Here is a 14,212-nt window from a genome sequence, read left to right as displayed (position 1 = left end):
CCGCGCCCGCGTGCTGGTGGTGGCCAACTCCTACGAGCAGTGCGCCCACCTGGCGACCGGCATCGCCCGGGCAGGGCGCTTCGACGGCGGCCTGTGCCTGGCCGTGCGCGCCGGCGACAAGCATGCGGGCAACCCCGACCTGCCCCGCCAGAGTATTGCCACGCGGCTGACGTTCGAGGAGTTCGAGGATTTCCCCCACTACGGCAAGATCCTGGTCGTTCCGCTGCCCCTGATCGCACGCGGCTTGAACATCGTCGTCGGGACGCGCTCGGCCGTGCGCTCGGTCTATCTGTGTGTCAGGCCGCTGGCGCGCATCGATGATCCCGCGGAGATGTATGGGTCCATCAACGCCGCCGGCATGCGCGCGTTGGCGCGCGACTCGGACACCGATCCCTGCACCGCGCTGGCCGCGGCCGCTGACGCGGCCTGGGACAGGCTCGAACTGATGCTGCGCACCGCGCCCCAGTTCACGGCGATGCACAAGCCGCTGCAGGAGGAGGTCGTCGCAGGAATGATCGTCGACCTCATCCAGTTGGCCGGCCGGGCGCGGCGAGGGGGCACCGAGGCCGTGCTGCACATGGTCGACTACGCCTTCCACGAGGACACCTGGAGCGCGGACCTGGAAACCGTGCTGCGGCGCATCCATTCCCAGTGGACGCCCGAAGTCCGCGCCCGCATGAACGACCTGTACGGCGAGGCGCTCGGCGCCTTCCTGTCGTACGCAGGCATCGAAGCTTCCACGCCCGAGTACCCGGGCAGCCGAGGAGAAGAACACGCGTGAGCAAGCACGACGAGCCCGGCAAGTACCTCAACGCCCTCGCCTTCCGCGCAACGCCCGACCTGGTCGGTAACGCTTGCGTGTTCGTGCGCGACCTGGATGAGGCGACCGCGAAACTCTGGGACGACTTCGATTTCCAGTGCAAGCGCCGCTACGGCAACGACTCCGCGCAGGTCCCCTACTCGATCGCCACCACCGTCCTGAAGGTGCTCACCGGCGGGTACGTCTACTTCGACCCGGACAAGCGCGGTCCGTTCCTCGCCTCCCGCGAACCGCTCGATGACCGGCTGCTCGAGCGGGTGTTCACCTTGACCTACCACCTCGCCTCCGGCGCCGCGATCGAGACGATCGACCTTTCGGCCCCTCCCGTACTCGCGAGCCGCATCGCCGCGACGCCGCAGGTCGAACGCCGGTTGGCCGAGCATCTCGCACCCACATCCAGGCAACAGCCGACCGCGCCGGGATGGGTTTTCCGCACCATCGGCTGGGACATCTCCCGCACGCTGGCCAACCGTCACCTGAAGATCTCCGAGACGAGGGAGGTCAAGCTGCGCCCGGACACCGGCGGCGGCCTGGTGGCGATCGATACGCCGTGGGAGAACGAGCAGGGCGGGCGCTTCGCGCTCTCGCGTACTGCGCTGCGCCTGAAGACGATGCCCAACATCCAAAGCCCGATCCTGCAGCTGACCTCCCACGTCACGCGCATCGACGATTCCCTGGTATTCGCCTCGACGGCGCTGGCGGTGCCGCGCGACGAGCAGCATCCGATTCTGCAGATCGCCCTCAACGGCCGAGGCGGCGCGCGCACCGTCAACCGCCTCGCCCTTGAGGCACTGGGCAGGCTCGAGATGGACTACTCGATCCTGCGCGCCATCGACGAGCGCTCCCGACGCGAGCAGAAGCTGCTGGCCGAAGCCCGCGAGAACGGCGAACGCATCCGCTTCGCCCGCGAGCGCCCCGGGCAGGTGTGGCCGGTACTGGGCAGAAACGTCCAGTTCCCCATCGGCACCGGCGTCGGCATGCACCATCTGCGGAAGCTGCACGAGCATGTTGAGACCGTCTTCGACGGCAAGGCGGTGCCGCTGGTGATGCGGGAGGTGGCGATGAGCCTTCCGCACCGGCCCACGGACCCGGAGACGGTGCCCAAACAGGAACTCGAACGGCGCAAGCAGGAGAAGCAGGAGACCGGCAGCAAGGAGTCCCTGCGTCCTCGCGGCAGTGCGTTCCCGTCCGCGGACTCCATCGTGGCGTGCATCGAGGCTGCGGGGTTCAAGAAGCTGCGGCTCGTGTGCCTGTGGTACCGCGACGAGACGCGGCTGCGCATGCTCAAGACCCTCGCGGACACCTACGCTCTGCCCACGACGGGTCTCGATCCGGTCGACGGTCAGGAGATCGAACTGCACGGCCGCTCCGTCACGGCCGTCTTCTGCGCTGCGCAGGAGTTCCTGAGTCCGGGCCGCGCCGAAGGACGGGCGCGGGCGTTGGAGGCGATCCGTCCGGTCCTGGCTCTCGACGAGGCGACGACCGTCGTCGCGGCGTGGTGTGAGACCGAGTTCCCTCGCCCGGAGCACGCCGAGCAGGAACAGGCCGGTTATGAGAACCTTGAGGAACTCGACGCCAAGCATCAGACGCACGCGGTTCTCGCCCGTCTCGGCATCCCCACGCAGTATCTCCTCGGGCGCACCGATCGCGGTGTCGTGCAGGTGAAGAAGGACGACCATCCCGCCGAGATGGCGCTGCTCGACCTGTACCGCTCACTCGGCATCATCGACGACCGCATCGCCAACGCGCTCAAGCCCGAGAAGGACTCGCCACGGGTCGATGACCTCGCGCATGTGGGCATCTACGTGCGCCAGCAGAACCGCCGTAAGGACGAGGAAGGCTCGCCCAAGGTCGTGATCACGGCGACGGCGGTGGTTCCTCCCGCGGACCCCGAAGGGGTGTGGACGATGCTCGGGTGGAGCACGGCCAAACCCGAGTGGCAGCCGTATCGCACGGCACAGACCTCTTTCCACGCCCGGGCCTATCCGGAGCCCGGCGAGAAGAGGACCTATCGGCAGCGGTGGGACGAGGCGGCCGACGACGTCGAGCGGGCGCTGCGGGAATTGGCTGAGGAGCTCGACGGAACCGGGTACGTCGTCACGGTCGACGAACTCGCCGCCCGGCGCATGTGGAGCGGGCTGCAGAACGTGTGCCAGGGTGCGGACCAGGCGAGCGGAAAGAGCAAGTACTGGCTTCCCGGCTCCAGCCTGCAGAGCGACCAGCGGCCCAAGGCGGTGGTGCGCGTCAACATCGACGACGAGGAGGTCCCGCAGCCGGTGAGCTCCTCCAAGGTCACGAAGGCCGGCACGAGCACCGACTACGAGACGGCGCAGACCCTTTTCCGCGTTGAGACCGATTTCGCCACGCCCGTGTGGATCCTGTGCAATGTGCCGCGCCCCTTTCGGGGCAGCGGCGGGCGCCTGGGGGCGAAGTACACGCGGTGGGAGGCGAAGAAGTCCGTCCAGTCGCAGGTCGCGGCAGAACGCCGCAAGGGCGAGATGCCGCAGAACTGGTACTCCATGACCGCGACCGAGATCTACCCGATCGCCTTCGACCCGCGCATCTCCCGCGAGGCGCTCGCTATCGCGGCCGCGAAACTGTGTCACCAGGCGCAGTTCTGGTCGGACCGCTCCCGGTATCCCGTCCCCCTGCACGCGGCCAAGCAGATGGACCTCGATCATCCGCAGTACCGGCGAACGGCGCAGGAAGACCCGACGCCGGCCGCGGAACCCGAGACCGCCGAGGCCGTTGACGACGAGTAGCAGCGTTGCTCTGACAACTCGGGCATGCAGGGCTCATCCGGCACCATCCCGATCGGGCAGGTCACGGCGCTCGACCTGGCGGGGTGCGCCCGCAGGCTGTGCGGGGCGATGCCTGTCGCCGTCGAGCGTGTCGGTGGTGATGAGCGTGCTGCAGGACTCGCTGGCGGATGCGGCAGCGGACGGCGTGTTCACCGCGGCGCCGGTGATGCCCGGGCGGGGGTGCAAATCGGCGCGGGGAAGTGTGTGTCAAATGGGCGAGTTCGCACTCGTGGTAACTGATTGGAACTGTGCATGAGCGGTGTGCAATCATGGGCTGTTGCGTAGGAAATCGGTGCGGGGGCTGGGGAAGCCGTTGTGGTCACCGTGCCGAAGGTGAGAGGAGGCGAACGTGGGCAGGCGCCCTGTGTTGATCGGTCTGGACGAGTCGTCGTTGCTGCGGGTTCTGAATCATCCGGAACAGATGCGGAACGTCGCGTTGGTCAACAATCTGCTCGACCGGCTGGACCGGGTCGGGCACAACCCCGGGGACCTGTACAACTTCCAGACCGCGCTGTTCCGCTACTCCTACCGCGCGCAGTGGGCCGTGGCCGATATCAACCGCGCGCTCAAGCGGCTGGCCGACGGTAAGGGCCCTGACTGGCAGGGCCAGCACGATCCCGACGTGCTTGAGTTCATCGGGCCGCTTTGGACGCCGGTATGCTCGCCGGATAGCCGCGATCCGCACGACTGGGAGCTCGAGGCAGTGGCGGCAGCGAGGATCGTGCGCCAACTGCGCGACGTCGGGGATGGGCTTGCCTGGCGCGTGCACCGTTACGACCGCGCGGTCATCACGGCCCTGGCCAACCACCCGACGTCCGGTCTCATCGTCGGGAAGGAAGGCCTGGGCAGCGAGATCGGGCGGATCGTCGCAACCTTCCGGGAATCAGGGCACTTCACGTTGATGCACGACCTGACCTCGGTGCTGCGCCACCACGATCTGACCGAAGTGCACGCCAACGGCTACCGGGAGCTGCACGAGGTCAAGGCCACGCAGAACCGCAGGACCAGCAAGGCCGCCGCCACGCAGCGGCGCGCGGCCGAGGCCGCCTTGGCCGCCGCAGCCGGAACGGCCCCGTTGGAGCCGACCGGGGCGCACATCACACGCAGCCCGGTGCAGCTGCGCACCCACATCCGCGAGCTCTCGGGCGTCCTGGACGTCGCCGCGCGCGACGGCCACGTCTCCACCCGCGTGGGCGACCGCGCCGTCAGCGTGCTGCACCTGCCCAAGGTCGCCACGTCCGGAGCCGACTTCCGCGAGGTCTGGGAGAGCTACCAGGCCCGGCGCGCCGAGACCCGCCGCCGGCTGATGTCCACGGCCATGAACGTCCTGCAAGGCCAGCTGACCTTCCAAGGCCAGGAGCTGCGCAACCCGTACTTCGCCCCGTTCAGCATCTACCCCCTGCCGCCGGCACAGCGCACGGCGCTGATCTGCGACCTCGTCCTGGTCGAGTTCGCGATGGACGCGCAGGTCCTGGCCGCGGGTTTCGAGAAGCAGGCGATGCCGGCGCGCGTTCTGCTCGACTACACCAGCCGGCCCGGCGCTGACGTCCTGACCGTGGAGACTCGGTCGGGGCGGATGACCGTGCACGCTGCGGCCGTCAGCCAACTGCTGCACGAGATGGTGCGCACCGACTGCTTCGTGCAGGCCTTCTCCGTGGACGCTGCGCTGACCGACGAAGCAGGCTCCTTCGTCTTGACCTTCAGCAACGAGCGGTCGGCGTGGCGCTGACCGCGCGCATCCGGCGTGAGGATTGAGGTCCGTTCCTCGGGTCAGGGCACGTCCCGGACGCGGCCGTGCACGGTGAGGCTTCGCGTACTTCCCGACCGAATTTTCGAGGCTCTGCGATCGCTTTCCGCGGCCTCGCACGGCGGTGCGGGCGCCTCGGCTAGTTCGCCGGCATGATCAGGCAACTGTTGAGGGTCGTCGCGCAGGGTTCGCTGGCCGCGTCAAATAGTCCAGGTTTCGGCGAGTGCTGCGCGGCGGCCGAGATGGACGACGGTGCCGTTACTGCTCGTCGGCGGTCGGGAGCCCAACAGGCGCTAGGATGATCGCCATGGATGACGGGGTGGACACAGAGCGTGCCGAATCGGGCGGGAACATAGGCTCGGACGTCGACGGCCTTGAGGCCGCGACCCGGCTGCGGCTGTTCGGTTTCATCCGCCGCGACGACCAGCTCGTATACCTCTGGATCCTGCGTGCGATGGACCGGCTCCGGGCCGCCCACGTGGCCCAGGCGCACACGAACGACGTCGCAGGCGTGCTTGCCGAGCTCTCCCGTGAGAACCCTGACGCGCCCGCTGTGGAGGAGAACCTGCGCCAGCGCCTCGACAACCTCGCCGACGACGGGGTCCTGCACCGACTCGAAGACCCGGCACGGGCCGGCAAGCTGGCGAAATACCGCAACCGGCAGTCCGTCTACCAGTTCAGCGAGCTTGGGTACCTCGCCTACCAGGCCGTCGGCAGCGTGCTCGCGGCGCGGGTCGAGGACGCGAACCTCTCCCGGCTCGCCTTCTCCGACATCCTGCGCGACTTCGAGAACCTCGCAGCCGCCAATCGCGGGGCCGACGGCGACGAGATCGTGCGGAGGCTCAACAGCCTCGATCGCGCGGTACAGGACATGGCCCAGCGCAGCGCGAGATTCCACCTCACCCTCGGTGACATCACCCGGGGCACTGACATCTCGCCCGAGACGTTTTTGCGGTACAAGGACGCGCTGCTGAGCCACCTGAACAACTTCGTGGTCGAACTCGACCGCTACCTGCCGCGCCTGGCCCAAGCCGTGGCCGCCGTCGAGGCGACCGGACTCGCCACTCTCCTGGACCGCGCGGCACTCGCCGATGAACGGCCCCTGCTCGGCTACGATCGGATCCGCGAAGACTGGGGACGGCGCTGGGCGGCTCTGCGCGCCTGGTTCACAGCCTCCCCCTCACCGACCGGTGCGGTACCAGGCGACGAGCATCCGGCCACCACGCTCGCGCCCGTGCGCGCCGTCGAGGTCCGGGACACGGCGCGGGCGGCTGTTTCCGCAGTGATCGCGCTGCTTCGGCAGATCACCGAGGCACAGCGCAGCGGAGTCAACCGCAGCAGCCAGCTCAAACACCTCGCGGCGTGGATCGTGGACACCCCGGACGAGCAGGCCGCGCACGCGCTGATGTCGGCGGCGTTCAACCTGCGATCCGCCCGCCACTTCGGCACGGTCCACGAGGACGCCGAGTTGATCTCCTCGCGCTCGACCTGGTGGGACGCGCCGGGGGTCGAGGTGTCGATGACGTTGTTCCAGAAGGGCAGGGCGCCCACGCCCGGAGTACCGAAGCAGACTGCCGACAAGAAGGCTGCGGTGCGGCGCCTGCGTGAGCAGCAGAGCGCCGCGCGGGCGGCCGAGAGGGAAGCCGCGGTGCAACTCCTCGAAGCAGGAGCGCACGGCCGCGTGCTCGAACCTTCTGAACTACGTGAACTGCTGAAGCTGCTCACCCGGGCGCTGGAGTCGCGGACGGTGGTGGCGGGCCGCGTCACGGCTGCCAACGGCGCCAACGAGGTGCTCACGATGAGGCTTGTTCCCTCGCCGCTTGGCAGCACCGTGCGCACCGTGGACGGCGTCCTTCACCTGCCCGGGTTCGCGCTCGAACTCGTTCCGCTGGCGGGCCACGCCAAGGCAGGCGGCTGATGGCCGAATACGCGGCCGCCGCCGACATCACGCCCAGCGACCTCGAGTCCTACCAGTACGCCGCGCGTCTCGTGATCACCAACGACGTCATCACCGCCACCCGCCCGACGGCCGGCGCGCTTCGCTCCGTCTTGTACTGGGCGGACACTCTCGTCAAGGACTTCCGCGAGCTGTTCGGCTACCACCTGGAGGCGACCGCGCACCAGGCGCGTCTCATACGACGCATCGACACGCTGGACGCCACCCAGCAGGCACTGTTCTCGGCCCGCAACGGGCGCCCGTTCGACCGCAGGCGCCTGGCCTACCTCTGCCTCATCCTCGCCTCCTTCCAGCGATCCCGTGTTGAGATCGACCTCGTGGATCTCGTCAAATACCTGGGCCCGAGCGCCAACGCGATCGCGGGACTCGGGTTCGACGCCACGGTCACCGAGCACAAGCGGGCCGTCGTCGACGCGGTCGACTGGCTCGTCGCGCACGGCGCGCTCAACCTGTCCGAGGGGGACGCCGAAAGCTGGGCCCGCGACCCCGACGCCGGGGACGCCCTCTACGACATCGACCACGACATCTGCTCCACGCTCTTTCGTCCCGGACGCCCCATCCAGTTCCTCACCAGCGCACGCGGACTGCTCGAAACCGACCAACTCGGCTCCGGCCGCCGGGAACAGACCCTGCGCCGAGAGGCAGCCGCCCGGCGCGCGCGGCGCCTCACTGTCGAGACTCCCGCGGTCTACTACGGGCAGTGGGACGAGGAAACCGCCGCCGCGCTGCGCTCTGAAGCGCTCGCCGCGAACATGGAGCGCTTCACCGGCCTGCACGTCGAACGCCGCGCCGAAGGCATCGCGTTGGTCGACCCGACCGGCAGGTTCACCGACCGGCGTTTCCCCGGCCGCGGCGGGGCGATCAACCGTGCCGCCGGGCTCCTGCTCGCCAAGATCGCGGATCTGCTCGAAGACCCCGACACCCAGGTTGTTCGCGCGCGGGTGCCGAACGCCGCAGAACAGCTCGACGAGCTGATTACGCGCATCGATCAAGGCATGCCGGGCGGCAGCGAGGCGATCGCGGTTCCCGACGCGGCCCGACCGTACTCCGGCGACGGCGGCCCGCTGCAAGCGCCGTTCATCGAGCAGACGGTCCTCGACGGGATGTTGGCGGAGCTTTTCGACGAGTTCGGCGCCGAGTCGTTCACTGACCAGTGGAAACACGACGCGCCCGGGCTGCTCGCCCAAGCGCTGGTGCTGCTGGACGATCTACGACTGATCCAGCGCACGCCCGGGGGAGCGCTGGTCCTTCCTGCTGCGGCGCGGTACCGGAACATCAAGGCTGCGGTCCCGAACCGGGGGCGGCGCGACGGGCAGCTCGCGCTCGACCTCACAACCCTGCTCGACGAGGACGGATCATGACGACGAGGTTCAAGCCGACCCGCGCCGGGATCATCAACCTGTGGAACTACGTCGACGAGGAGTTCGTGTTCGGCGACGGGCGCCTCGCGCTGCGCGGGCACAACGGCTCGGGTAAGACGAAGGCGCTGGAGGTACTCTTCCCGTTCATCCTCGACGGCAGTCTCAGCTCGCGCCGGCTCGACCCGTTCAGCGGCGAGAACCGCACCATGAAGTCCAACCTGCTCTACCGCGGCCAGGACGCCGAATACGGTTACGTGTGGATGGAGTTCGCCCGCGACGCCGAGCCGGCGGAGACCGTCACGCTCGTCATCGGGATGAGCGCGCACAAGAACCGCGACGACGTCTCCGTCTCTTACTACGTCACCGGACAACGGCTCGGCATCGACTTCGGGCTGCTGTCCACCGACTCGAGGCCGCTGACTGCGAAGCAGCTCGCTGCGAAACTCGGACCGCTCTCCTGCCTCAAAGACTCGCGCGCCAACTACCGCAATGCTGTGGACGCGAGGCTCTTCGGCCTCGGCCCCGAGCGTTACGCCCAGCTCCTCGACCTGCTGCTGTCACTGCGCCGTCCGCTGCTCGCGAAGGACCTCGACCCGCAGAAGGTATCGGCGACTCTTACCGCCGGGCTGAGCCCGGTCGACGAAGAGCTCGTAGAACAGGCGGCGCGGGACTTCGACAACCTTGCCGCCGTACAGCAGCGCCACAAAGACCTCAACGATACAAAAGACGCGGTCGACGCCTTCCTCGCCCCCTACACGGCGTATCTCAAGACGCACACCAAATGGCAACTCGAACGCATTGACGCCCGTCAGTCCGCATGCGCCGAAATCGCGACCTCGATGCACACCGCGGCACGAGAAGTCGCGCGTGCCACGGACGCGGAAGCCGCCGCCCGCCGCACTGCCAGCGATGCCCGCACCCGCGACGGCGTCCTCACCGCCCGGCGGGAGGTCCTGACCGACAGCGAAGCCTACAAGGACTACAAGACGTTCCTGCAGCGGCAAAAGCAACTCGCCGAACTCGAGACGACCGTGGCCCAAGACCGTGCACGGCTAGCCAAGGACCGGCACAACACCGACGCGCTCATCCGCGAGACCGACACCCTGCAACAGCACACCGACGTAGTAGCCGCCGGATGCACACGCAACGAGCGCGACCTTCTCACATCCGCGCAGGAAGCCGGGCTCAGCGATGACGCCGCCGGTCTCGACCTTGCTGCGGAGGACCTCACCACGCGGGTGACCGCCCTCGCCGCAGCCCGCCGCGACGATGTCCGGGCCGTACGCGACCAGCTCACCCTCGTCGCCCAAGCGCAGCGCGAACGTGCCGGAGCGGACACCCGCCTGGGCGAAGAGCGGGGAAAAGCCGAGAGACGCGAAGCCGAACACACAGACGCGCTCACCGCTCGGCAGACGGCAACCGGCGAGCTCACCACGGCACTGCAAGAATGGATGACAACCTGGAGCGAGGCGGGCGTCGCCACCGATGCCCTGTGCGCTGTGCTCGTGCAGGCCGTCGACCGGATCGGCGAACCGGACCAGCCCGGACTCGAACACGTCGTCAGAACTGCCACCGCATCCCGGCGCGATCAGCTGATCGCCGAGCGCGAGCGCACTCGCTCCGCGATCACAGGCATCGACACCGAGGCGAAGAAGGCTGCCGCAGACCGCGCCGAGATCGAGGCGCAGCGCGACGAAGCCCCGCCGGAGACCGACCTGCGCACCGCAGAGCGCGCAAACCGGCCCGGCGCACCGTTCTGGCGGCTCGTGCGCTTCCGCGACCACGTCACAGCCGAGCATGCGGCAGCCCTCGAAGGCGCGCTCTACGGATCCGGCACGCTCACCGCTTGGGTGCACCCGGACCCGGCGGAAACCGGCAACGCGCTCGGGCGTTGCGAATCCGACGCATACCTGGTGCCGCTGCCGGACGCCGCACGCCCGCACTGGCCAAGCCTCGCCGACTACCTCACCGCGGAGGAACAGGACCTGGTCCCCGCGGAGGTGATCCACGCCATCCTCGCCTCGATCCGAGTCCCAGACGATACCCGAGGGCTCGAACCCGGCGCGCCGTGGGTCGACACGAGCGCGCGCTTCGGACTGGGCAATCAGGTCGGCTCCCGTCCCAAAGCCGCACCCGAGTTCATCGGGGCGACCAACCGCGAAGCCAGACGCGCCGCCCGCCTAGCCGAACTCGACGGCCTCCTGACCCGGCTCGCCGAGCGGCGCACACTCAGCGAAGGGCAGCTCACCTCGACAAATGAACTGATCGAGGACATCGACGAAGCGCTCGCCAAGCTCCCGCCCACGCAGCCGGTCATCGATGCGATGGCCGCGGTCACGACGGCCGCCGCCCGGCTCTCGGACGCCGAAGCCGACGTCCGCAAGGCGAGCAAGCAGCTGGACGCGGCGACCAGCGAGTTGTCCGGGCAGCAGCGCAAACTGCGGCACGTCGCGGGGGAGCGCGCCATGCCCGCTACCGAGGCCGAAGTGGATGTGGTCTTCGAAGCCGTCGGTGCGATGACGCAGGCCGCGGGGAAACTGGTCGCCGGCCGAGCGGAGCTGGGAAGGCTCGAGAAGGATCTCGGGTCGCGCCGGGGGCGGATCGCGGAGCTCGAAGAGGACTACCGGGGCAACGCCGAGGCGCTCGCCGAGCTCGAAGAGAAGCTGCTTGCGGAAAGAGCCGCGGTCAAAGAGGCGGAGTCCAGCGCAGGAAAGGGCTACGAGGAGATCGCTGCGGAGGTCGAAGGGATCGATGGCGAACTGGTCACCGTGAGGGACAAGCTGCACTCGGCCCAGTCCGCCGCGAGCAGAGAACACGACAGCGGTGTCGCGGCGGCTCGCGACCTCGAAAACCATCGTGGCGCGCTCAGCAGGGCCTTCCAGGAGCTGCGTGAGAGCGCCGAAGAGTTCGAACCCTATGCGCACCCCGACCTCCGCGCAGTGCTCGGTGTGAGTCTTTCCGAGCCTTGGCCGCCCTCGACGCAATGGGGCTCCCCCGACTCCAGCGTCGAGCAGGTCACGACGCATTTCGCCGGGGCCGATGAGGTAGTCGACGCCTCCGCAGCGGTCCGCTTCACCCTGCCGCCGACCGCGGTCGGCATCTTGGCGGCCTGCCGTGAGGCCGTGCGCGGCGGGCGCGCTTTGACCCAGAACAGCGTCGACAACGCCAACCACGCACTCGCGGCCGCCTACCAGGACTTCGAGCGAGTCCTGCGCAACGTCGAGGACGGATACGAGGTCAACCTGGGACTCGGCACCCCCGCCCTGGTCGAAGTCACCGCCGGCGACGGGCGCCAGCCGGTGGCCCGCTTCGCCCAGCGCGTCGCCGAGGAAGCCCACACCCAAGGCATCCTGCTCGAAGAACGCGAACGCGAGGTGCTCGAAGACTCCCTGCTCACCGCGCTGGCGCAGCAGATCCACCACCGGGTTCTCGCGGCCAAAGACCTGGTCAAGGAGATGGACGCGGACACCCGGGCCAAGCCGATGTCGTCCGGCATCTCGATCGGGATCAACTGGGTGCGATCCGACAAGGCCACCGACCAGCAGACCGCCGTCGCCACCCAGCTTCAACGCAGCACCACGGCACTCGGCCAGGACGGCCTCGCCCAACTCCGCGGACGCCTGCGCGAGATGATCCGTGAGCACAAGGCTCAACACCCCCGCGACACCTTCCGCGAGACCCTCGCAGCAGTCCTGGACTACCGCGGCTGGTACATGTTCAGCATCCAACTCATCCAGCCCGGCGGAGCAGTCGAGCAGCTCACCCGAAAGCGGCACAGCTCCATGTCGGGCGGCGAGAAGTCCGCCGCGATCCATCTGCCGTTGTTCGCCGCAGCCAACGCCATCTACTCATCCGCTCATCCCACCTGCCCGCGGATGATCGCGCTCGACGAGGCATTCGCCGGCATCGATGGCAACTTCACCCCCGAGCTTCTCGGCCTGACCACGAGGTTCGACCTCGACCTGTTCATGACCGGCCACGAGCTCTGGGTCACTTTCCCCTCGGTGCCGATGATCGCGCACTATGACATGCTCCACGACAGGGCCAGCCAAACGGTCTCCGCCCTCCTGATCCTCTGGGACGGGCAGCAGCTGATCGACGCTGCCGCCGGGTTCGGCGGCAACGACGCGATCGCGCAAGAGCTGCTCGGGTTCGCACCCTCGCGCCGAGAACCGGTCAACATGAGCACCACCACGGTCCCCATCGACGCCGCGGAGGATGACGAGCCCGACAACGGAGACGAGTCGTGACCGGGCGCCTCGATGCGCTACGCGGTCCCGAATACGAGCGTGTGTTCGCCGCGGCACGCCGCTCCCTCGAACGCAACGGGGGCACATCAATTGGACAGGTGAGCGTCGCCGACCCGAGCGAACCGGAACGGGCGGCGCTGATCGGGATCACGGGCCAGTTCCGGCCGAAAAGCGTCAAACGGATCACCGTCGCACTCGCCGAGCTCGACGCGCTGACCCGCACGACCGCCGGGCTCCCGCTCGCCGACGCACTCGTCGAACTGCACGGCAAGCCGCTGCGCTTCCGCGCGGCCGAGAAGACGGCGCTCACCGCCGCCCGCGACGAAGCCCTCAACGAGGCTCGAGATAGCCGCCTGCACGATACGTGCCCTTGGTACCGGCAATGGCTCGACGAACTCGCGCCGCTCGTGACGAAACTCGTCAATCAGGGCGCCACGGCGCGCCTTAAGGACGCAGTGCGTGTCCTCGAAGCCATCGAAGCGCGCCCGCCTGACGCCCCGTCGCTGCTCCTACCTGCTCTTGGACAACAGGCGACCGGCGACACCAAGTCCCTCGGCCGGGGCAGCACGACCGCCACCCTCACTCTGCGGGCCCTCGCGCTGCGCGCAGGCGCGCGCCCGCCCGTGACCGCCGAGGAGACCCGGCTGCTGTGGGACGCCAACGGCGTCGTCGTCGACGACCTGGCCAGCCGCGTGCTCGTGCTGAACCTTCGGGCACAGGGCAGAGGCCTGGGGGAGTGGCTCACGGGTGCGGCCGAGTTCGGCACCCCGTTCCAAGTAACGCTCCACCAGCTCACCGCCCATCCCATCGCACCGATCGCCCACGAGGTCTACGTGTGCGAGAACCCGGCCGTCCTGCGTCGCGCATCCCAAGTCCTCGGACCGCAGTCGCCGACTCTGGTGTGCACCGAGGGCAGACCGTCGACCGCGTTCGACCGGCTCGCCCGAACCCTCACCGCTCACGGGGCACGCCTGCACTATCACGGCGACTTCGACTGGGACGGCATCGACATCGCCAACGGCGTCATCACGCGCCACACAGCGAACCCATGGCAGATGACAGAAGCCGCGTATCGAACAGCCGCCGGAACCGACGGCGAGGCGATGCCCCTGGTCGGGCGGCCCCGTCCCACGCCCTGGGAACCGGGACTCGCTAAAGCCATGGCAGAGGTCGGCATCGCAGTGTACGAAGAGGCCGTATCCGACGCGCTGATGGAATCCCTCGCCACAGCAGCGGACCGAGCACATTAGTCGCTCATCGGATCGGCGATGTGTGA

Annotated in this window: 7 protein-coding genes; all 7 read left to right on the top strand. The window is 68.6% G+C overall.

Going from position 1 to position 14,212, the window contains the following annotated elements; all coding sequences use genetic code 11:
* The first annotated feature begins 10 nt into the window (after window positions 1-10).
* The 7 genes from KDL01_RS08385 to KDL01_RS08355 all read left to right on the top strand — a co-directional run bounded on the left by KDL01_RS08385 (window position 11) and on the right by KDL01_RS08355 (window position 14,186).
* Entirely contained in the window at window positions 11-781 is a 771-nt protein-coding gene (locus KDL01_RS08385; protein ID WP_212527800.1) for a hypothetical protein, read from the top strand.
* Window positions 778-3,582, top strand: a complete 2,805-nt coding sequence (locus KDL01_RS45160; protein ID WP_212527799.1) for an RNaseH domain-containing protein — start codon at window positions 778-780, stop codon at window positions 3,580-3,582. The genes KDL01_RS08385 and KDL01_RS45160 overlap by 4 nt, the downstream gene beginning before the upstream one ends.
* A 388-nt stretch (window positions 3,583-3,970) precedes the next feature.
* Window positions 3,971-5,350 carry a hypothetical protein gene (locus KDL01_RS08375; protein WP_212527798.1) on the top strand — a complete coding sequence of 460 codons (1,380 nt, stop codon included), beginning with the start codon at window positions 3,971-3,973 and terminating at the stop codon, window positions 5,348-5,350.
* Between the two features lie 325 nt (window positions 5,351-5,675).
* Window positions 5,676-7,286: a TIGR02677 family protein gene (locus tag KDL01_RS08370; protein ID WP_212527797.1), complete on the top strand. Its 1,611-nt coding sequence runs from the start codon at window positions 5,676-5,678 to the stop codon at window positions 7,284-7,286.
* Window positions 7,286-8,686, top strand: coding sequence for a DUF2398 family protein (locus KDL01_RS08365; protein WP_212527796.1), 1,401 nt, complete (start codon window positions 7,286-7,288; stop codon window positions 8,684-8,686). The genes KDL01_RS08370 and KDL01_RS08365 overlap by 1 nt, the downstream gene beginning before the upstream one ends.
* The gene (locus KDL01_RS08360) at window positions 8,683-12,936 is read left to right on the top strand and encodes a TIGR02680 family protein (protein ID WP_212527795.1); all 4,254 of its coding nucleotides are present in this window, start codon (window positions 8,683-8,685) and stop codon (window positions 12,934-12,936) included. Before KDL01_RS08365 ends, KDL01_RS08360 begins: the two co-directional genes overlap by 4 nt.
* Window positions 12,933-14,186 (top strand): TIGR02679 family protein, encoded by a 1,254-nt coding sequence (locus KDL01_RS08355; protein ID WP_212527794.1) that lies wholly within the window; start codon window positions 12,933-12,935, stop codon window positions 14,184-14,186. The genes KDL01_RS08360 and KDL01_RS08355 overlap by 4 nt, the downstream gene beginning before the upstream one ends.
* Window positions 14,187-14,212: the final 26 nt, after the last annotated feature.

The organism is Actinospica durhamensis, assembly GCF_018139695.1.
Taxonomy (GTDB): domain Bacteria; phylum Actinomycetota; class Actinomycetes; order Streptomycetales; family Catenulisporaceae; genus Actinospica; species Actinospica durhamensis.
Note: the sequence above shows the minus strand (reverse complement) of the source record. Positions and strands in the feature narration are given on the sequence as shown.